This is a genomic window from Pseudomonas viridiflava (assembly GCF_001642795.1).
Lineage (GTDB): Bacteria > Pseudomonadota > Gammaproteobacteria > Pseudomonadales > Pseudomonadaceae > Aquipseudomonas > Aquipseudomonas viridiflava.
In genome coordinates, this window is the sequence record NZ_LKEH01000018.1 from 427,141 (window position 1) to 447,220 (window position 20,080).

The following is a 20,080-nucleotide window of genomic DNA, read 5'->3' on the forward strand; positions in this document are numbered from 1 at the left end:
TTATCGGGTGTTGACGTGGGTCAACCGGGCTGACAGCGAGCAGACTCGATCGCTCAATGCCCCATCAACCAGTGCTGATGAGGCCCCGGCAATGTCCAGAGTCCGAACAGGATCACCAGCATGCCACCGGCCGTGCGAACGCTGCGTCTGCGCAGCAGTGCGGTGGTGCGTTCGGCGGCCAGGCCGGTGGCAAGCAGCACGGGCCAGGTACCCAGTCCGAACGCCAGCATCAGCAAGGCGCTGTCGATGGCATTGCCCTGACTGGCAGCCCAGAGCAGGGTGCTGTAGACCAGTCCGCAGGGCAGCCAGCCCCACAGTGCGCCGAGCAACAGGGCGCGGGGGATGCTTGAAATCGGCAGCAGGCGCGTGGCGAAAGGTTGCAGGTAGCGCCAGAGGCCTCGGCCCAGGCGCTCGATGCGGGTCAGGCCGCTCCACCAGCCAGCGAGGTACAGGCCCATGGCGATCAGCAGAAGCGCTGCCGAGACACGCAGGGTCGTCGCGCCCGGGCTGTTCGCCACGGCCCAGCCGACCACTCCGCTGAAGAAACCGGCAATCGCGTAGCTGACGATGCGGCCCAGGTTGTAGGCCATCAATAGCTGCATGCGGCGTGCGCGCTGCTCTCGGGGAATGGCGAGCGTCAATGCGCCCATCAGCCCGCCACACATGCCCAGGCAATGGCCGCCGCCCAGCAGCCCCAGCACGAGCGCGGAAAACAGCAGCGGGATGAGGTCAAGCATGATGAGCGTCAGGCATCAGGTTTTCCGGCGCGGTTAGACGCTTCGGGATCGGGCGTGCTGCGTTGCGCCGCAGCCTGATGATCGGGGTCCTGGTCGTCGAACAGGATGCTGTGGGCCGGACCGTCCATGTCGTCGTACTGACCACTGTCCACCGCCCAGAAAAAGATGTAGATCGCGACCGCCACCAGCACCAGCGCGGCGGGAATCATGATGTAGAGCGCGGGCATGAAACCTCCGGGACGAATGGCGGTGCAGACGGCGGCATGCGTGTCAGGCGCAGGGCGTTGAGCACCACGATCAATGAACTTGCAGACATACCGATGGCAGCCCAGACCGGTGTGATCCAGCCCAGCGCCGCGAACGGCAGCATCAGGCCATTGTACAAGCCTGCCCACAGCAGGTTCTCGACAATCACCCGGCGTGTACGTCGCGCCAGATCAAAGGCATCGATCAGGCTGTGCAAGCGGTTGGACAGCAGCACCGCGTCTGCCCCGGTTCTGGTCAGGTCGGTGGCCGCGCCCATCGCCACGCTGATGGTGGCTGCGGCCATGGCCGGTACATCATTCACGCCGTCGCCGATCATCAGCACTGTGTGTCCTTGCGCCTGCAATTGCTGCAGCACGGCCAGCTTGTCGTCAGGTCGCAGACCGCCGCGCGCATCATCAATGCCCAGCGTGGCTGCCACTGTCTGCACCATCGGCGAACTGTCCCCCGACAACAGCAGGGTTTTCCAGCCGCGAGCCTGGCAGGCCTGGAGCAGTTCAACGGCATCGTCGCGCAGCCGGTCATCAAGGCCGAACCACGCCAGCGGGCCGTCGGTGTCGCCGAGCAGCAGCCATTGGCCGGTTTCGTCAGGCATCTGCAGGACGCGGGTATCGCTTAACGCGCAGACGAACTCAGGCTGACCGATGCGCAGGCGACGATTATCCACACTGCCCTCCAGGCCGAGTCCAGGCGTATTCGTGACCTGCCCGGCTTCCTTCGGTGCGCGGCCAAAGGCACGGGCGATGGGGTGTTCGGAACGGCTTTCCAGCGCGGCAGCCAACGCCAGGCACGTGTCTGCATCCAGCGTTGCCAATGGACGGACAGCCCGCACTGTCAGGCGACCCTCGGTGAGGGTGCCGGTCTTGTCGAAGATGACGGTGTCGATTGTGTTCAGGCCTTCCAGCACATGACCGCGTGTCACCAACAGCCCGAGTTTATGCAGCGTGCCGGTCGCAGCGGTCAGTGCGGTGGGCGTTGCCAGTGACAGGGCGCAGGGGCAGGTGGCGACCAGCATCGCCAAAACGATCCACAGGGCGCGGGATGAATCGAGTTGCCACCAGACGATGCCGATCACCGCAGCGGCAATCAGTGAAATCAGCAGAAATGTCTGTGCGGCACGATCCGCCATTCCTGCCAGCCGTGGCTTGTCGGCCTGGGCGCGCTCCAGCAGACGAACAATGGCGGACAGTTGCGTGTCATGACCCAGCGCGAGCACCTGGATCTTCAGGGCGCTCTCGACATTGAGCGTGCCCGCCGTGACGCCGTCACCGACGATTCTCGTGCGAGGCAGGTATTCGCCGGTCAACAATGACTCATCGACACTGGACTGCCCTTCAAGAATCCTGCCATCCACCGGAATCACTGCGCCGGGCTGCACCAGCACCTGATCGTCGATGCGCAGCTCGTTGAGCAGAATGCGTTCTGTCCGGCCGCTCGGGTTCACGCGCAGGCATGAGGCAGGTAACACGTTGACCAACTGTGCCGTCGCCACTGCCGTGCGTTCCCTCGCCCGGCGTTCCAGATAGCGTCCAGCCAGCAGAAACAGCGCGAACATGCCGACGGCATCGACGTACAGCTCTCCTGTTCCGCTGATGGCGGTCCAGAACCCTGCGACGTAGGCCGTGCCAATGGCCAGCGACACCGACACATCCATGGTCAGATGGCGGCTGCGCAAATCGCGTAACGCGCCGCGAAAGAACGGCGCGCAGCTGTAGAGCACGATGGGCGTGGTCAGAAACAGCGCTACCCAGCGCAGGATGGTATGCATCGACGGGCTGAGGTCCAGATTGAATTCCGGCCAGGTTGCCATGGTTGCCATCATTGCCTGAAACCACAGCAGACCGGCAACGCCCAGTTGCCGCAGTGCAAGCCTGTTCTCGCTTGCCAGCCGTTCGGCAGCGTGATCGGCCTGCCAGGGATGGGCGGCGTAGCCGATGTTGCGCAGCGTGTTCAACAGCTGGCTGAACGCAACCTGATCGCTGATCCAGCGCACCTGCAGTCGATGGTTCGACAGGTTCAGTCGCGCCTCGACCACACCCGGCAGCCTGCCGAGCCGTTGCTCGATCAGCCAGCCACAGGCCGCGCAACTGATGCCCTCTATGAGCAGGGTGGTTTCCGAAACGTCGGCGTCATGACGTACGAAAGGCGCCTGCACATCCGGGCGGTCGTAGAGTGCCAACTCATCAAGCACACGTGTTGGCAGGCTTTCCGGGTTGGCGGAGGTTTCGCTGCGATGGGCGTAATAGTGTTCCAGGCCGCCCGCGACAATGGCCTCGACCACTGCCTGACATCCTGGGCAGCACAGCTCACGGGTTTCTCCGAGTACGACGGCAGTGAAACGGCTGCCTGCCGGAACGGGGAGGGCGCAGTGATAGCAGAGCAGGGGCGCGTTCACGTCAGTCCTTGCGGCCTTGAGCCGCCTGCAGCGGCTCGTCGCCCAGCGTCAGTGTGCGGTCATGGCCCAGCCATTCCTCCTCGAACAGACGCCAGGTCTGACCGCCTTCGCTGCCCAGCAGTTCGACGAAGCGACGGCCTTCGACCCGGTCCTGAAGTTGCCCGACATAGCGACCGGCCTGCGAAGGGCTGCGGGTCAGAAATACACGGCGATCCCTGTCCGGCTGAGTGGGTGAGATCAGGTTCAATTCCAGCCTTTCGGGATTGCTGTTGCCACTCAGGTGCAGTTCGGCTTCGCCCGTCACGTCGTCCAGATGAAGGCTGGCGCGCAGTTTGAGGGTCTGGGCGAGTATCTCGCGATTGATCGAGCGATTGATGCCTTTGCCCGCTTCGTAATAGTTGTCGGTGACCAGATTGTCCGGGTGATTGATGGCGATGCCCGCCATGGTCAGGCTGAGCACGACCGAGCCACCCAGCATGGCAATGATGATCCATGGCCAGAGGTGCCTGTACCAGGGGCTTGCAGCGGTTGCGGCGGGCATGGCGATGCTCTTAGCGGGTGGACGGGCCGATGAACCGGCTTCTGGTTTCGAGGCGAATCTCGTCGTCATGCACATCCCTGAGGATGAACGTGATGTCCTGCGTGCTCGACGGCAGGGCTTCGGCAGCGCTGGACAGTTGCACTGGCGTGCTGAGAATCTCGCCTGCTTCGACCGTTATTTCACGACGTCCCTGCCATTTCAGATCAGGCAGCCCATGGGCTTCCAGTGCATAGGTACGGGCGACCTGATCCTTGTTCATGACCTTGAGGCTGTAGACGTTTTCGATCCGCCCCTCAGCGTTTTCCCGGTACAGCATGCGGTCCTTGCTGACATCCAGCCCGACCAGAGAGCGGGTCAGGAAGGCGCTGGTCAGCAACCCGATCATCAGCAGCAACACCAGCGCATAGCCGATCAGACGCGGGCGCAGTGTACGCGTTGTGTGCCCTGACAATCTGTTCTCGGTGGTGTAGCTGATCAGCCCGCGCGGGTAGGCCATTCTGTCCATGACCGTGTCGCAGGCATCGATACAGGCTGCGCAGCCGATACACTCGACCTGCAAGCCGTCGCGAATGTCGATGCCGGTCGGGCAGACCTGCACGCACATCGTGCAGTCAATGCAATCACCCAGACCTTGCGCCTGATGATCAGCCTCTTTTTTCCTTGCCCCGCGTGGTTCACCGCGTTGCGGGTCGTAGGACACGATCAGGGTATCCCTGTCGAACATCACGCTCTGGAATCGCGCGTAGGGGCACATGTAAATGCACACCTGTTCGCGCAGCCAGCCCGCGTTGACGTAGGTCGCCAGCGTGAAGAACCCGACCCAGAAATACGCCCAGCCATCGGCCTGCCCGGTGAACAGGTCCGTGATCAGTTGGCGGATTGGTGAAAAATAGCCGACGAAGGTCAAGCCAGTGGCGACGCCGATCAACAACCAAAGACTGTGTTTGGCCAGCTTGCGCGCCAGTTTTCCGATGGACATCGGTGAGCTGTCGAGTCTGATGCGCTGGTTGCGGTCGCCTTCGGTGAGTTTTTCGCACCACATGAAGATCCAGGTCCAGACGCTTTGCGGGCAGGTATAACCGCACCACACGCGTCCTGCGTAAACCGTCACGAAGAACAGGCCGAACGCGGCGACGATCAACAGACCTGAAAGCAGGATGAAATCCTGTGGCCAGAAGGTTGCGCCGAAAATGTAGAACCGGCGCTCAGGCAGGTCCCACCAGATGGCCTGATGACCCTCGCGATTGAGCCAGACCGCGCCGAAGTAGATCAGCAGCAACACCACGCCGGTGGTCATGCGCAGGTTGCGATAGACACCCTTGAACGTACGGGTGTAGATGTTTTTCCGCGAGGCGTACAGGTCGACGAACGCGTCGTCGCTCCCGGTCGGTGGTGTGATGTTGTGTAGCGGGATCCGCTCACTCATGGCGCGTTCCTGCGGCGAGGGTATTCACCGGGCCGCCGTCGAGTCGCTTGCAGGCTCCTCGTTCAACTGGCTGATCCACGGATTCAGCAGCGCGACATTGCAGGGCTGGAAATCCGCCGTGTTGCGCGTGACCACGGTCATGCCGTGAACCAGTGCGGTGGCTGCAATCAAGGCATCGCATTCGTTACGTGGGTCGGGAATATGAAGGTGTGCGCACCGTTTGGCAACGGCAGTGTCGACCGCCAGAATGCGCCCGGCGAAAGCTTTCAGAACGTGATGTTCCAACCAGGTTCTGAGCGCTGCGCCCTGAATCGGATCACGTCGTTCGACACGCAGGACGCCTGTTTCCAGCTCAAGAAGGGTGATGGATGAAATGAACAGGCTCGACGCCATGTGTGACCGGGACCATCTGAGCACGTTGGCGTCCGGGCTGCGTTTTCTGAGTTCGGAGACGACGTTGGTGTCGAGCAGAAACATCAGGAGAGGTCCACCGGACGGGGTGTGATAGCAGCCCGTTGTGGTTCGAATTCAATGTCTACAGGCATCGCGAGCAGGTCGGCAATGCTGACCGCGCTGCCTGTCAGCTTCAGATAATCTTCGATTGAAAGCAGAACATGGGCTGGGCGGCCCCGGTCGGTGATGATGACCGGACCTTCTTTGGCAGCCTTTTTGGCGCCGCTGGTGTCCTGATTGAATTCCCGGCTCGAGAGGGTAGTTGTCATGGGCGACCTCCTTGGAACAGCTAGCGCAGAGAAACGAAGTCTAGCCATGTAGAAATGTAACTACAAGTCTGGAATCTTTTCAGAATGAGCCGCGATATTGTCTATGGACGGGCCGCTGCGTGGTCATGCAGCTGGATCACTCTGCTTGAGCCGGCTTTTCCCGACGCGACAGGCTGTACACGTACGCCGCCAGAATATGCACCCGGTCATCACCCTGAGTCGCCTGTTGCGCAGGCATCTGCCCCTGACGGCCATAACGGATCGTCTGTTGAAGCTGGGCAAAGCCCGATCCGTAAATGAAGCCCGCTGGATGAGTCAAATCCGGCGCACCGAGAATCGCCAGACCTTTGCCTTCGGCACCGTGGCAGGCGATGCAACTGGTTGCGTAGATCTTCTGCCCGGCAACCGGGTCGGCCTTCGCGCCTTCGGGCAGGTTTCGACCGTCCATGAGCGTGATGACGTACGCCGAAACGTCACGTACGCCTTGCTCACCCAGTACTTCGCCCCAAGCGGGCATGACCGCACGACGGCCGTTCAGGATCGAGGTTTTGATCGATTGCGGGTCGCCGCCCCAACGCCAGTTGTCGTCCGTCAGGTTCGGAAAACCATAGGCCCCCTTGGCGTCCGAACCGTGGCAGACCGAGCAATTGGACGCAAACAGCCGCGCGCCCATGCCCAGTGCTTTCTGATCTTTGGCGACTTCCTCGATGGGCATGGCGGCGTATTTCGCAAACAGCGGGCCGTACTGGGCTTCGGCGCTCGCCACTTCCTTTTCCCATTCGTGAACGCCAGTCCAGCCTTGCTTACCGTCGGCAAATTGCAGCTGTTTGTCTTTGTCCAGATAGGTGTAGCCAGGCAGCAGGCCTTGCCAGTTGCCCAGGCCCGGATACAGCACCAGATAGCCCACGGCAAACACGATGGTGGCGATGAACAGCTTGAACCACCAGTTGGGCAGAGGGTTGTCGTATTCCTCGATACCGTCAAAGGAGTGACCCATGGTTTCGTCGGTCTGATCCTTGCGCTCTCCCTTGCGGGTCGCCATCAACAGCCAGACCAGAGCGACCAGCGTGCCCAGCGTAAGGACCGAGACATACAGGCTCCAGAACGTACTCATGGCGCATCGCTCCGGGAGGTTGTGGACCGCGTGACCTTGCTGATGGCTTCAGGATCATCGGCGAACGGCAGCAGCGTTGCGTCATCGAACTCGGCCTTGCGCTTCGGGCTGAACACCCACAGCGTCAGGCCGATGAACGCCACCATCACCACCAGCGTGCCAAGGCCTCGAATCATTCCGATGTCCATCATGTTCACCGTTTGCTCTTGATGAGGGTGCCGAGGCCTTGCAGGTACGCGACCAGCGCGTCCATTTCGGTCTTGCCTTGCACGGCCGCCGCAGCACCGGCGATATCGGCATCGGTGTAAGGCGTGCCCAGCGTGCGCAGCACTTCGAGCTTTTTCGCGGTGTCCTTGCCGTCGAGTACCTTTTCGACCAGAAACGGGTAGGCAGGCATTTTCGATTCAGGTACCACGTCGCGCGGGTTGTACAGGTGCGCGCGGTGCCAGTCGTCCGAGTAGCGACCGCCGACTCTCGCCAGATCCGGCCCTGTGCGTTTCGAGCCCCACAGGAAAGGGTGATCCCAGACGCTTTCGCCTGCGACCGAATAATGCCCGTAACGCTCGGTCTCAGCCCGGAACGGACGGATCATCTGCGAATGGCAACCCACACAGCCGTTGGCGATATAGACGTCGCGGCCTTCCACCTCCAGCGCCGTGCGCGGCTTCATACCCTCGATGGGTTGATTGGTCACGTCCTGAAAGAACAGCGGCACGATCTGCGTCAGGCCACCGATGCTGACAGCAATGACCATGAACAAGGCCAGCAGACCGATGTTCTTTTCCAGCACTTCATGCTTCATCAGTGCGCCCCCACGACGGTGATACGGGCCGCTGCCTCTGCTTCTGCAGGGCTGGAAGCGCGCACCGTGCGCCATACGTTCCACGCCATCAACAACATGCCACTGGTGAAAATCGCACCGCCGATAAACCGCACCACGTAGCCGGGATGGCTGGCCTGCATGGCTTCAACGAAGGAGTAGGTGAGCGTGCCGTCGGTATTGATCGCGCGCCACATCAGGCCTTGCGTGATGCCGTTGACCCACATCGAGGTGATGTACAACACGGTGCCGATGGTTGCCAGCCAGAAATGTGCGTTGATCAGGCCGACGCTGTGCATCTGCTGCCGACCGAAAACCCTGGGGATCATGTGGTAGGTCGCGCCGATGGTGATCATTGCCACCCAGCCCAGCGCGCCGGAATGTACATGGCCGATGGTCCAGTCGGTGTAGTGCGACAGTGAGTTGACCGTTTTGATCGCCATCATCGGCCCTTCGAACGTCGACATGCCGTAGAACGCCAGCGAGACCACCAGAAAGCGCAGGATCGGGTCGGTGCGCAATTTATGCCACGCCCCGGACAGGGTCATCATGCCGTTGATCATGCCGCCCCAGCTCGGCGCCAGCAGGATGATCGACATGACCATGCCCAGCGACTGTGCCCAGTCGGGCAGGGCGGTGTAATGCAGGTGGTGCGGGCCGGCCCAGATGTACAGCGTGATCAATGCCCAGAAATGCACGATGGACAGACGATAGGAGTAGATCGGGCGTTCGGCCTGCTTGGGCACGAAGTAGTACATCATCCCGAGAAAGCCTGTGGTCAGGAAAAAGCCCACGGCATTGTGCCCGTACCACCATTGGATCATCGCATCGGTAGCGCCCGCGTAGGCCGAGTAGGATTTGAACAGGCTGACCGGCAGGGCGATGTGATTGACCACGTGCAGCATGCCTGTTACCACAATGAATGCGCCGTAAAACCAGTTGGCGACGTAAATATGCCGGGTCTTGCGCCGCACGATAGTGCCGAAGAACACCGCGCCATAGGCGATCCACACAATGGCCAGCAGGATTGCAATCGGCCACTCGAGCTCTGCGTATTCCTTGGTGGTGGTGTAGCCCATCGGCAGCGAGACGATGGCGCTGACGATAACGGCCTGCCAGCCCCAGAAGGTAAAGGCCGCAAGCCGGTCTGAGATCAGCCGGGTTTGGCAGGTGCGCTGGACCACGTAATAGGACGTGCCGAACAGCGCACAGCCGCCGAAGGCAAAGATCACCAGATTGGTGTGCAGCGGACGCAAGCGACCGAACGTTGTCCACTCCAGACCGAAGTTCAGCTCGGGCCAGACCAGTTGCGAGGCAATGAACACACCCAGTGCCATGCCGACAATGCCCCAGACCACGGTCATGATGGCGAACTGGCGAACCACGGTGTAGTTGTAAGCCGTCGGGCTGATTGCTGCGCTCATTTACAGACTTCCAGAATTCAGATTTTTGCGAAGCATAAGCGGGCTCTGGCGAGGCGCGACATCGCCGGAACAGACCGAAAAGGCGGGGCAAGAGGAGACCGGCAAAGCGCTCTGGCACAAGGTGTCTGCGACAGGTCTCTGGTCGGCAAGCTTAACTTTGAAAGGCACACGTGGGAAGCCGACGCACTCATCTGGCGTGGCATCGAGGTGCGGTTGCCGATCGGTCACGGGTATAGTCCGTTTTTTTACCGCTATCCCTATAGAAGAGAAGCATCCATGAGTACCGGGACACAGGTCGAACATCAGTGCATGCGTCTGGCGCAGGATAACGGCTGGCTATGGACGGCAGGTCAGCGTGGTGCCGGGCAGGAGCCTGTCACGCTGTTGCTGGCGCATGGTGCCGGTGCGCCAATGGACAGCGATTTCATGAACAACATCGCGGGGTTTCTTGGCAGACAAGGTGTGGATGTCATGCGCTTCGAGTTCCCGTATATGGCCCAGCGACGTCAGGGTGGGAGCAAGCGTCCGCCCAATCAGCAAGGCCAACTGCTCGACTGTTGGCGTGAGGTTTATGCACAGCTGCGACCCTGTGTCACGGGACGGCTGGCGATTGGGGGCAAATCCATGGGGGGCAGGATGGCGAGCCTGATTGCCGACGAATTGAGCGTCGATGCGCTGGTGTGTCTGGGCTATCCCTTCTATGCGGTGGGCAAGCCGGAAAAACCGCGAACTGCACACCTGGCTGATCTTCGTACGCGGGCGCTGATCGTGCAGGGCGAGCGTGATGCGCTGGGTAATCGCGAGGCGGTCGAGCAATACGTGCTGTCAGGCACGATACGCCTGCACTGGCTGCCGACGGCCAATCATGACCTCAAGCCGTTGAAGGCTGCAGGCGTCACTCATGATCAATGCCTGATGGATTCGGCAGAGAACATTGCAGTATTTCTTCGCGAATGAGTCATTTGCACAGCACCTCGAAGGCACCTTCGGTGACCTCGAATGCCACGGCCGACATGCTGAAACTGAATTCGCCTCTCAAACGCATCGTGCGCGGATTGGCTTCGATCAGTTTCAGTACACCTGCCTGAAAATGCCCCGAGTGGTAGATCACGCTCTGCCAATGGGGCGTTTCGTTATAGATGACCTTGATTCGGTCGTGACCGATCAGGTTGTGCGTTCCCGGACGCAGGTCATGATCGAAGAACAGTCCGATGCTGGTGCGCTTGTTGCCGACCTTGCCGTCGGCAATCACTTTCCAGATCCAGTGATCAGGCGCGTGGGACAGTTCCGGGCGCTGCGTCAGTCGCCCCAGCAGCGAGGTCAGGACGAAAGGCTTCTGGTTGACGCGGGCGTCGAAAGTGCCTTCGCTGGAAGGTGGGCGGACAAAGCGGCGAGTGGGCGTGGCAGTGTGGCGCATGGTCGGGCTCTTGAAGCGGGAGGGCTGTACGCCTGATGTGCATACATGAAAAGAGGGCGTTACGTTATTCACGTAACGCCCTGGCTAACGCTTCAGCAATCGCTTAGCGAATGGCGACGCCAAGACTGGCATTGTGGTGCAGCAATTTGAAGTCTGCGCCTGTGACCAGATTTTTCACGTAGTACCATTTCCAGCCCACAAGGTTTACCGCCGCGACGGTCGACGACCAGTAGTTGCCTTTGCCTAGCGGCCAGCGGTTGCCGTAGGTGGCGTAGATTTCCTTCAACTCGTTGATCGACGGAATTCTGCCGCCCTTGGCCGAGGCTGCGCTGCTCATCTGCGACAGACTGCCGCTGCCCAGCCCCAGGCAATGAATGACCTTGGTGACGGTCACTTGATAACGCTTGCTGGCCCCTGACGCATCGGTGACCGAAATGGTTGCCGTGCCGTTGCCGCGCACGGTGGTCAGACCATTACCGTCCACTTTTGCCACCAGCGGGTTGCTCGATGTGTAACGGTAAGGTGCCTGTCCACCCGAAGCCTGTCGCCTGACGCTGGTGCCAGCCGGAAGCGAAGGCAGCAGATCCGGCACGCTCGGAATCAGATAAACCTTGCCCGCCAGCGTGACGGGCGAGGTATCGAACACCAGCTCCTTTTCCACCGTGAGCCACAATGGGACTGAACCCTTGGAAACGCTGTCACGTGTCACGGTATAGGTGACACTGACAGAGTTACCTTGCGAAGCGATGATCCATGCCTTGGGTACGTTGAAGAGCAGTTCATTACCCGTCGCAGGTTTGGCCGACGTGTCATGACTGGAAAGACCGCGCCAGTTGAGCACCACACTGTCCTCGCCGCTCATGCCCGGATAACTCACTCGCACCGTTGCCCCGGATTCAGGAATCAACGACGGCTTGACCACACCATCGTGACCGACCGTCTCCATGCTCGGTGCCGGGAGCTTCGTCAGGCCAGCGAGAACCTTCAAGGTCAGAGTCTCCGACGTCTGCACCAATCCATTGGCGCGGTTGACGGTATAAACCACTTCAACGTTCTGCCCGGCATTGGCGACCACCAGCGCAGGGGCAAACACGGTTTCCAGCGGCTGACCAGCCTCGCTGTCGATGAGGGTCTTTTCCTTCGTGTCGCTGCCTTTCGGACCTTTCCACTGAACCGTGACTCGATCACCGGCCTTGAAGCTTGCGCTGGCGTCGATGACAACGGTTGCACCATTCGGGGCGTTGGTTGGGTCGAGGGTGTCGCCGTTGGCTTGTTTTACGGTGGGGGTGGGCGTCGCAGGGACGATCATCTCTCGAACGTTGATCAACAGCTTTTCCGACAGGGCGATCCTGGTACCTCGCTGCACTTCGTACCATGCCTCTACCGTTCTGCCGATGCTGGCGTCCACGTAGCGTTTGGGAACCCGGAAGACAGCCTCGCGATTGATCATGCCGCTATTGATCACGGTATAGGTGCTGTACGTCCCGCCGATAGCACTCGAGTCCCAGTGCGCGGTGACTTTGTCGCCTTCTGCCATTCCCTGATAGGGCATTACACGCAGCAACGCTTCAAGCACAATATCGGCCGGATCGAGAAACCCGTCGGCGTCGACCTTGTCCGCAACAGGTGCTGGCAATGGTGTGGTGTTATCGATGTCTACCAACAGTTGCAGCACAGGCGATTTGAAGAACGCTTTTGTGTAGGTCTTGACGGTGTAGTAGACCTCCAGCGAACCACCGGCCAATGCACTGACCTTGTCGTCCGGGATCAGGAATTCTAGCGTTTTGTCGACATCATCCTGATTGAGATTTTTGACTTCGTCATGCATTACGGTTTCGCCACCTGGCGTGCGCCCCATCAGCACGAGCGTGACGTCGTTACCGTCCGCCATGAAGTGATAGGGTGGCACTTCGGCGATGACGTTGCGCTGCTTGGGGTCAAGCAATCCATTGACTGCCGCAGGGACACGCGGCGGCTCAAGCTGTTGAGCTTCGCCGAGGATCGTCAGAGGCAGGCTTTTGGAGCGCAGCACATCACCCGATGCCTTGGTGACGTTGTACTTGAGGCGGGCACGGCCCTGTGCGATGGGCTGAAACTGGTCGTTGGCAATCAGGAACTCGACAAAACTGCCAGGTACCTGCACCACTTTGGAAGCGGAATACGGTTCCAGAGCAATGCCTTCTGCAGTACTGCGCTCCACGATGAACTCAATGGTGTCGCCAATGACGATGTTCGCGTTGGAAAGCACCAGTGCCTGCACATCACCGCCGCCCAGTTTGTCCAGATCCAGCTCCATGTTGGGAGCTTGCGGAGCAATTGGGGCAGGCAGGCTGGAGAGGCCGATTTCTACCTCTGTGTAGGTCGGCAGCGAGAAGCGCGACCAGTTGTTGACGACATCCCGAATCTCGTAGCGCACGACGATGTTTTCAGAGTCGCCTGCTTCAATAATGACTTCTTCACCTATGTCGACGACAACCGGTTTGCCGAGCTGAGCGTCGGTCAAGGGTGGGCATTCAACTTCAACGCCGTGCCAGTAGACGGCAATCACATCGCCTACCGTCATATTCTCGTACGGCTGAACGGTGACCGATACGTTCGCCGGCGAAGTGATGATGCCCGCCGGACTGATCGCTGGAAGTTGTAGCTTTTCGTTTTCGTACGGCGTAGCGGGATCGGGGTCACGGCCGCCGGGCAGGTCCAGTTTTACGATCACCTTTTGGATGGGGGAGTGTTCCGGTGCATTCGAAGGGAACGGTAGATAGGCATACCGCACATCGGTTATTCCCGATTTGATCCAGCGAGTGTCCACATACAGTGAAAAGGTGCCATTGGTATCAGGATAATCTGAGGAATGGGTGTAGGTGTCGATAACCTCATCATTTGCGCCCCAGAACAATTCCAGGCGATCACGTTGTTTCAAAGTGATGGGGCCGACGAGTACTTCCAATGGTTTCGACGGGTCGGCTACGTCCACGTCACCGATACCCTGCTGGTTATAACTGAGGGGCAAGGGGGCAGGCAGAATGCTCAGTGCCAATGCTGATTTCATACAATATCCTTATTAACTTTTTTGTAGATAGCACCGACGCTTATCGAATGCCGCACAGACCGCCTAAACGCATATCCACATAGGCAGTGGCACGTTTGGAATTACCTTGGCCGCGATCACTTCGAACCTGAAAGGAAACTTCGGTATGCCCATAGCAGTGCTGCTCTAGCGTTGAGCGTGGAACGACCACCGTATAGCCGTTATTGACTTCATTTTGAGTGAGTGCCGGGGAAGTGTGCGTCCATTCAAATTTCTTGGTGCCACCGACAAGGTCGTCGTAAGCCTCGTAGGTGAAGTCAATGATTTGTCCTTCTTGAATATTGGTGTAAGGCTTGATGAAAATGAACGCGCCGTGTTCGCCGTTCTCGCGATTGATCGCTCCGTTTTCGTTGAGCGAATTGAAATGAGGTGCATCGGGGCCACTCGGTCCGCCTGGAAGTTCATCTTTGGACCGTACGATAATGCCTTGCTCTGGGGACGTCGTCATGTTGGGGTTTCCTGTCTGTGTAATGGTGTAATAAACGCGGATGTCATTGCCTGTACCGACCGGCTTGAACTTGCTGTTCAATGCGTTGAGTAAGAGCGGTCGACTTGCTGCAATGTCGCTATTGGTAATGGTGTAGGGTTGTTCGAGAACTTCTTGTCCGCCCCAAAAAACAGTGACGATTTGTGAGGCCTTGAAAAGCGTGTTCCAATTGATTAAAAGCGTGGCGTCGAGTTCGAAATCATTCTCATCAATAAGATTGTCTTCGTTGCTTGGGCTGCCGCTGCCGCCTTTGACGGTGAGTTTGTCCAATGCACCCGGAACAGGGAGTTCAATATTGACATTGATTTCAAGTCTTTCAGACGTGCCGATGATCTGGCCATTTCTGATTACGTCATACCTGAGCTCCCGCAGACCATTCTGTGCCAGGTCTATCGTCGCGTACTGAACATCGAAGATAAGAATAAAGGGTTCGCTAACATCCTCTGCTTCCACAGGCACTGGCCCGAGTCTTTCCGAGCCCCAGTAGAGAGCAATTTCATCTCCTCCTTCGATGATGGCGGAGCCAGGAATCTTGACTTCGACGCTGGCCAGAGCATCAGCGTTATCGATAAGGCCGTCGTATCCGTCAATGACCGGGGCCGGCAAGTCAGGTGTCACTTCTATCAGAAGCAGAGGGATCGTGATCTTTTTCGATTCGGCAGATACATTGCCTGCACGGTCTGTGACGGTGTAGTAGGTAGCACCGGCAGGGCTTTCAAGACGGGTCAGGAAGTCCTTTGTGAATGCGATTTCAATTGCTTCATTTTCATCCTCGGCACCACTCAGCTCCAGTGTCGGGCCTGGTACATCGCCCCAGTAGGTGTTGATGGTGTCGCCCTGCTTGAGCCCTGAGTAGCCAAAGATGCTGCCCGTCAGCACATCACCCATGGCGCTCAGTTCTTCAAGCGTCAAGCCGTCTTTTGCGATGTCCGGAAAATCCATGTAGCCCAGTTGATGGGTGCCCGGTGGCGTGCGATCAACGACGATGTTTCTTGGAGACGAAGATTGTGGGGATCCGCTTGGATAGCCTGTGACTCGATAGGTAAGCGTGTAGTCTCCATCAGACTTTAGTTCGTTTGCCACTTGTATATTCATTCGCAAGAGAGTGCCTTCCGGAGGCAGTGGCTCAAGTCTGACTGCACTGCCGATAGCGTTGTCATTCAGCTCTAACTGATACAGGTCTTTTGGGCGGGCACCTTCCCAAACAGGAAATTCGACAACTACATCGCGTTCCAGGTCGATCGTCTTGATCAGCCCGTCTGTTTCGTCCGCCACTGACACGAAGGGAGGCACGAGTGAAAGTTCTTGCTTGGGACGGCGGGTGTGCAAATCTTTACGGTTACGCATGATTATTTCCATATTGATTATTGATGCCATGGCTTTAAAAGCACTTGGTGCAGTGGGTGCTAAAAAGACAGGGTATTGTGCAGAAGATGCTTAACATCTGAAAATCACGTAATAGCAATTGCGATGGCTTGTCAATAATGGATTTATGTTTTTTTAGAGGCTCTAATAAAATAAAATTCTTTTCTTGCGACTGTAAGAATCAGACTACGCATTTTTCGGATATGGACGGCTTTGATTTCGGTTTTAGATAAGAGGGGCAGTGACGACACGCAAGCACAATGGTTCTTTTGAATGATGAGGTGACCTATTGTGATGAGCCGTTTCTTTGGCAGTAAGATAGCGATCAGTAAAGGCGTGGGCTTCACGCTCTACCTGACGGCCTCGCCTTTGATGGCGGGTTCTGTTTCTGTGGATCGATATATGTATATTGATGTTGACAGTCCAGTGAGTGCTTACGTAGTGGAGCCGGGAGGGCATCTTGTTTCAAATGGCGCGGTGATCAACGTTATCAATGCGCGAGGGGGACAGGTTGACTTGACCGGAGGGACGCTTGTGCAGGGCCGTCTTGATTCAGGTGAAACTGCTCGAACGATCATAAAGGACTCCAAGGTGATACATGACGATTTAATTGCAATGACTGTTTACAAAGGCTCTTACGCAAAGCTGGAGAACAGCGAAGTAGAGTCGCTGGGCATGGCGGTCAGCATAGCGAACGGCTCATCAATGGACATCGAAAATACCCGAGCCACAGCAGTGAAAACCTTCGATGACTATATAGGTATCGGCGTGGGTGTTTTCGGTTCGCAAGCCAATGTCTCGCGTCAAAGCTACATAAAAGGCCTCAATAACGGTATCTGGATTACCGATTCCCGGATCGAACAAAACGGAACCCGTTTTGATCGTGGCCGGCTGACGGTCGACAGCTCTACCGTTGAAGGTGTCAATGGCGCAGCGATAAAAGTGGACGGGCTTGAGGGCATACCGCATTTTGCGGAGATCGATATCCTGAACCGCGCTGTACTGATATCGGGTAACGGAAATCTTCTTGAAAGCGTCATCAACAGTACGTCCACCGTGAACGTCGACGACAGCGTCCTCTATGGCAATCTCTTCGCCGATGACACCAGTACCCTGAACGTCACTCTGCAAAACCGTGCCAGCCTCACCGGCGATATCTTCAATGGCAACACCCTGGCTGTGAAGTCCGGTGGCAACTGGCAGATGGTGGGGGATAACGCCATCAGATCGCTTTCCATGGACGGCGGTAGCGTGAATTTTGCCAAAGAGGGATTTCATACCTTGTCGCTGAATGAGCTGTCGGGGCAGGGCAGTTTTGGGATGCGGTTGGATCTGGACCAAGGCGTCGGCGACCTGATAGATGTCAACGGTCAGGCCAGCGGGCAGTTCGGGTTGCGGGTGCGTAATACCGGATTGGAGGTCGTTTCTTCCGACATGGAGCCGCTGAAAGTGGTCCACACCGAGGGCGGCGACGCGCAGTTCAGTCTGCTCGGCGGCCGAGTGGACCTGGGTGCTTTTTCCTATCAGTTGAAGCAGCAAGGCAATGACTGGTTCATCGTGGGCGAGGATAAGGTGATCAGTCCGTCCACTCAAAGTGCATTGGCGTTGTTCAATGCCGCGCCAACGGTGTGGATGGGTGAGCTTTCGACGCTGCGAACGCGCATGGGAGAGATTCGTGGCACGGGTCAGGGCGGTAGCTGGATGCGCGCCTATGGCAGTCGCCTCAACGCTACGACCGGCGACGGCGTGGACTATCGCCAGCAGATCAGCGGACTTTCGCTCGGCGCTGATGCGCCGGTCGAGGTCAGCAACGGTCAGTTGCTGTTCGGTGTGCTGGGCGGTTACAGCAAGTCCGATCTGGACCTGAGTCGTGGCACGTCGGGCAAGATCGACAGCTACTATGCGGGCGCTTACGGCACCTGGCTGGCGGACGATGGCTACTACATGGATGGCGTGCTCAAGCTCAACCGCTTCCGCAACAAGGCCAAGGTGGCGATGAGCGATTCCAGCCAGGCCAAGGGTGATTACAGCAACACCGCAGTGGGTGGTTGGGTAGAGTTCGGTCGCCACATCAAGCTGGAGGACGACTACTTTCTGGAACCGTTCGCTCAGTTGTCCAGCGTTGTCGTTGAAGGGAAGGACTACCGCATGGACAACGGTTTGAAGGCAAAGAACGACCGTACCCACTCGCTGCTGGGCAAGGTCGGCACCTCTGCGGGTCGTACCATCGCGCTCAAGGACGGCGGCGTGCTTCAGCCCTATGTGCGTGTCGCGTTGGCACAGGAGTTCTCGCGCAGCAACGACGTGAGCGTCAATGACGCGAAGTTCGACAACAGCCTGTTCGGCTCGAGGGCAGAACTGGGTGCCGGTGTGTCGGTATCGCTGTCCGAGCGCCTGCAGGTGCATGCGGACTTCGATTACATGAAAGGCAGGCATGTCGAGCAACCCTGGGGAGCCAATGTGGGGCTGAGCCTGGCGTTTTAACGCTTAGAGCGCAGCAGGTTTCATCCAGTCCAAGGCCCCCGGTGATCGCTCACCGGGGGCTTTTCAGTCAGTTATCGGGGAAGCGGCGGCTGATCCAGCGCTTTCGTTGTCGTTGTTTGGGCGTCAGCGGAGGCGAATAGTTGACGGTCACTTTCAAGGCAGGTGACGTGCCGATCAGGTGTGTATCCCGATGGATTTCATAATAGAGATCGACAAGCCCGTACTGCGGCTCGGCCATGAAGTGGTAGGACAGGCACATCTCTCGCACGATGCTGTTCGCTCCGACACGGTGATAGACCTGTGTCTGGGATGCGTTCCTGCCCCAATAAAAGATGATCACGTCGCCTTCGCACAGTTTTACGGAACCGGGTATGTGAATAACGATGCCCGCAAAAACCTGCTCCTGAGTGATGGCGTCAGGATTGACATGGGGCAGTTGAGGCGGTTTCAAGGTGTCTGAAATATCAGATGGCGGTATCGCTGCAACCGCAGGCTTACTCTCTGCATAGGCAGCAGCGGGTTCTTCGACCACGTTTGCTGCGTCTTCTTTCGGTCGTTCATCCGGGGTTGGTGTTTTCGAATCATCTTCGCTCATCGCGTTCCCTTGCCTGATATATTTAGTCGTTATGAGGTGTTGTGTTCGCAACGGTGGTTTTTCGTTGCGGAAAATATTACAAGGCAATCTGCGTTCAATATCAAGTCACTCGCCATTGGCGAGATGTGCAATGGGTATTTGATTATGGTGTTACAGGTTGTGTCTGTTTAAGATGTTTATTTATGACTGCTGGTCCCGTGTTTAAGGGGTCAGGCTTGAATTCGGATCTTTCGGTGCGATCAATTTTTCACGAGTAGCGTAGGACGCTTACTACAGTAATTTCTGAAAATTAGAAAAAGATTCTGCAATCATCCTTATCCCACTCCTATGTAGGATATTTCGTTCAACATTATTACCGAAATCGTTCACGCGTTCGCGTGAACGATGGTTTTTCAAGTATTCATATGAGTGTCTTTGTAAGGCTTAACGCTGCATGGACAACTCGACGAGTTGCGCCATGATCGAAACATTACCTGCCCGGTCGACTACCTGATAGCTGAACGTGATGTGCTCGCTGTCCAGGTTCGTCAGAAATTCACGCTCAAAGCCGATTTGCACAGGCCGGTCGGTCAGGTCTTGCGGTGTGACCACGTGAACCGGTCCTTCGATGCCGTTGCACAGGGTCTGAATCCGGTCACCGGACTGCATGTCCGCGTAGCCAGGGATCGCGCCTTTCAGGACGTCACCGAAGTTGACTTGCGGGAATATGATCGGGGCGAGAAGGGTTGCGCCGGGGGCGGTGCGGTCAACGACCAGCGGAGTGATGGGTGAGTCTTCGCTGACTTGATTGATATGATTCGTTACTTCAAACCCTACGTGATAAAGGCCCGACTTCATTAAGTATTGCTCCTCAAGATGCATGAGCAATGTATCGCCAGGCTCGTTTATGTTCGACACGACTTTGACTTCGCCGACGTTGAAATCATTAAGCTTCAGTTGGATGCTGTAACCAGCGCGTACGCCGTCCCATAATACTATTTCAACGGCGAGCGGTTGATTCAGACTTGCCGTGGTGATCAGCCCGTCAATCGGGCTGGCGGCAGGGATTATGGGGGCTGAAAATTCATAGCTCCTGTTATTTAAGTTCATGTGTTTCTCCGTTTAATCGTGGTTGATTATGCTGATCTTGAAGAGCGATATCGCACGAGGTTTTCAGATTCGTGGTAACGACGTTCAATGATCATTTATTGAGTCTTCACGT

The 20,080-nt window shown here is 57.7% G+C and carries 18 protein-coding genes; 2 read left to right on the forward strand and 16 right to left on the reverse strand.

Annotated features, from left to right (window positions below):
* Window positions 1-53: 53 nt before the first annotated feature.
* From AO065_RS05755 to ccoN, 11 genes are all read right to left on the reverse strand, one after another.
* Window positions 54-737: a sulfite exporter TauE/SafE family protein gene (locus tag AO065_RS05755; RefSeq protein WP_004880813.1), complete on the reverse strand. Its 684-nt coding sequence runs from the start codon at window positions 735-737 to the stop codon at window positions 54-56.
* A gap of 8 nt (window positions 738-745) precedes the next feature.
* A complete protein-coding gene (gene ccoS, locus AO065_RS05760) occupies window positions 746-964 on the reverse strand; it encodes a cbb3-type cytochrome oxidase assembly protein CcoS (RefSeq protein ID WP_004880816.1) in 219 nt (72 codons plus the stop codon).
* Window positions 943-3,396 (reverse strand): heavy metal translocating P-type ATPase, encoded by a 2,454-nt coding sequence (locus tag AO065_RS05765; RefSeq protein ID WP_004880818.1) that lies wholly within the window; start codon window positions 3,394-3,396, stop codon window positions 943-945. Before AO065_RS05765 ends, ccoS begins: the two co-directional genes overlap by 22 nt.
* A gap of 1 nt (window position 3,397) precedes the next feature.
* Window positions 3,398-3,937 (reverse strand): FixH family protein, encoded by a 540-nt coding sequence (locus AO065_RS05770; RefSeq protein ID WP_004880819.1) that lies wholly within the window; start codon window positions 3,935-3,937, stop codon window positions 3,398-3,400.
* A gap of 10 nt (window positions 3,938-3,947) precedes the next feature.
* On the reverse strand, window positions 3,948-5,363 hold the full coding sequence (gene ccoG / locus AO065_RS05775; protein ID WP_004880820.1) for a cytochrome c oxidase accessory protein CcoG: 1,416 nt from the start codon (window positions 5,361-5,363) through the stop codon (window positions 3,948-3,950).
* A gap of 24 nt (window positions 5,364-5,387) precedes the next feature.
* A complete protein-coding gene (locus AO065_RS05780) occupies window positions 5,388-5,840 on the reverse strand; it encodes a type II toxin-antitoxin system VapC family toxin (RefSeq protein WP_004880822.1) in 453 nt (150 codons plus the stop codon).
* On the reverse strand, window positions 5,840-6,085 hold the full coding sequence (locus tag AO065_RS05785; protein WP_004880823.1) for a type II toxin-antitoxin system Phd/YefM family antitoxin: 246 nt from the start codon (window positions 6,083-6,085) through the stop codon (window positions 5,840-5,842). The genes AO065_RS05780 and AO065_RS05785 overlap by 1 nt, the downstream gene beginning before the upstream one ends.
* Window positions 6,086-6,221: 136 nt before the next feature.
* Window positions 6,222-7,199, reverse strand: a complete 978-nt coding sequence (gene ccoP, locus AO065_RS05790) for a cytochrome-c oxidase, cbb3-type subunit III (RefSeq protein ID WP_004880825.1) — start codon at window positions 7,197-7,199, stop codon at window positions 6,222-6,224.
* Entirely contained in the window at window positions 7,196-7,387 is a 192-nt protein-coding gene (locus tag AO065_RS05795; protein ID WP_004880827.1) for a CcoQ/FixQ family Cbb3-type cytochrome c oxidase assembly chaperone, read from the reverse strand. Before AO065_RS05795 ends, ccoP begins: the two co-directional genes overlap by 4 nt.
* A 5-nt stretch (window positions 7,388-7,392) precedes the next feature.
* Window positions 7,393-8,001, reverse strand: a complete 609-nt coding sequence (gene ccoO / locus AO065_RS05800) for a cytochrome-c oxidase, cbb3-type subunit II (protein WP_004880829.1) — start codon at window positions 7,999-8,001, stop codon at window positions 7,393-7,395.
* Entirely contained in the window at window positions 8,001-9,443 is a 1,443-nt protein-coding gene (gene ccoN / locus AO065_RS05805) for a cytochrome-c oxidase, cbb3-type subunit I (protein ID WP_004880830.1), read from the reverse strand. Before ccoN ends, ccoO begins: the two co-directional genes overlap by 1 nt.
* A 276-nt stretch (window positions 9,444-9,719) precedes the next feature.
* On the opposite strand from ccoN, the gene AO065_RS05810 reads away from it, so the two are divergent.
* Window positions 9,720-10,400 carry an alpha/beta family hydrolase gene (locus AO065_RS05810; protein ID WP_004880832.1) on the forward strand — a complete coding sequence of 227 codons (681 nt, stop codon included), beginning with the start codon at window positions 9,720-9,722 and terminating at the stop codon, window positions 10,398-10,400.
* Between the two features lies 1 nt (window position 10,401).
* Here the strand turns inward: AO065_RS05810 and AO065_RS05815 are convergent, their stop codons facing one another.
* From AO065_RS05815 to AO065_RS05825, 3 genes are all read right to left on the reverse strand, one after another.
* Entirely contained in the window at window positions 10,402-10,860 is a 459-nt protein-coding gene (locus AO065_RS05815; protein ID WP_004880834.1) for a hypothetical protein, read from the reverse strand.
* A gap of 103 nt (window positions 10,861-10,963) precedes the next feature.
* A complete protein-coding gene (locus tag AO065_RS05820) occupies window positions 10,964-13,909 on the reverse strand; it encodes an Ig-like domain-containing protein (protein ID WP_004880837.1) in 2,946 nt (981 codons plus the stop codon).
* A 40-nt stretch (window positions 13,910-13,949) separates the two neighbouring features.
* Window positions 13,950-15,782, reverse strand: a complete 1,833-nt coding sequence (locus AO065_RS05825; RefSeq protein WP_004880838.1) for a hypothetical protein — start codon at window positions 15,780-15,782, stop codon at window positions 13,950-13,952.
* Window positions 15,783-16,415: 633 nt separating this feature from the next.
* On the opposite strand from AO065_RS05825, the gene AO065_RS05830 reads away from it, so the two are divergent.
* Complete coding sequence (locus AO065_RS05830; RefSeq protein WP_004880841.1) at window positions 16,416-18,284, forward strand: autotransporter outer membrane beta-barrel domain-containing protein; 1,869 nt, start codon at window positions 16,416-16,418, stop codon at window positions 18,282-18,284.
* A 67-nt stretch (window positions 18,285-18,351) separates the two neighbouring features.
* On the opposite strand, the gene AO065_RS05835 is transcribed toward AO065_RS05830, so the two are convergent.
* On the reverse strand, window positions 18,352-18,879 hold the full coding sequence (locus tag AO065_RS05835; protein WP_004880843.1) for a hypothetical protein: 528 nt from the start codon (window positions 18,877-18,879) through the stop codon (window positions 18,352-18,354).
* A 423-nt stretch (window positions 18,880-19,302) separates the two neighbouring features.
* Window positions 19,303-19,968 (reverse strand): hypothetical protein, encoded by a 666-nt coding sequence (locus tag AO065_RS05840; protein WP_004880844.1) that lies wholly within the window; start codon window positions 19,966-19,968, stop codon window positions 19,303-19,305.
* Between the last annotated feature and the right edge of the window lie 112 nt (window positions 19,969-20,080).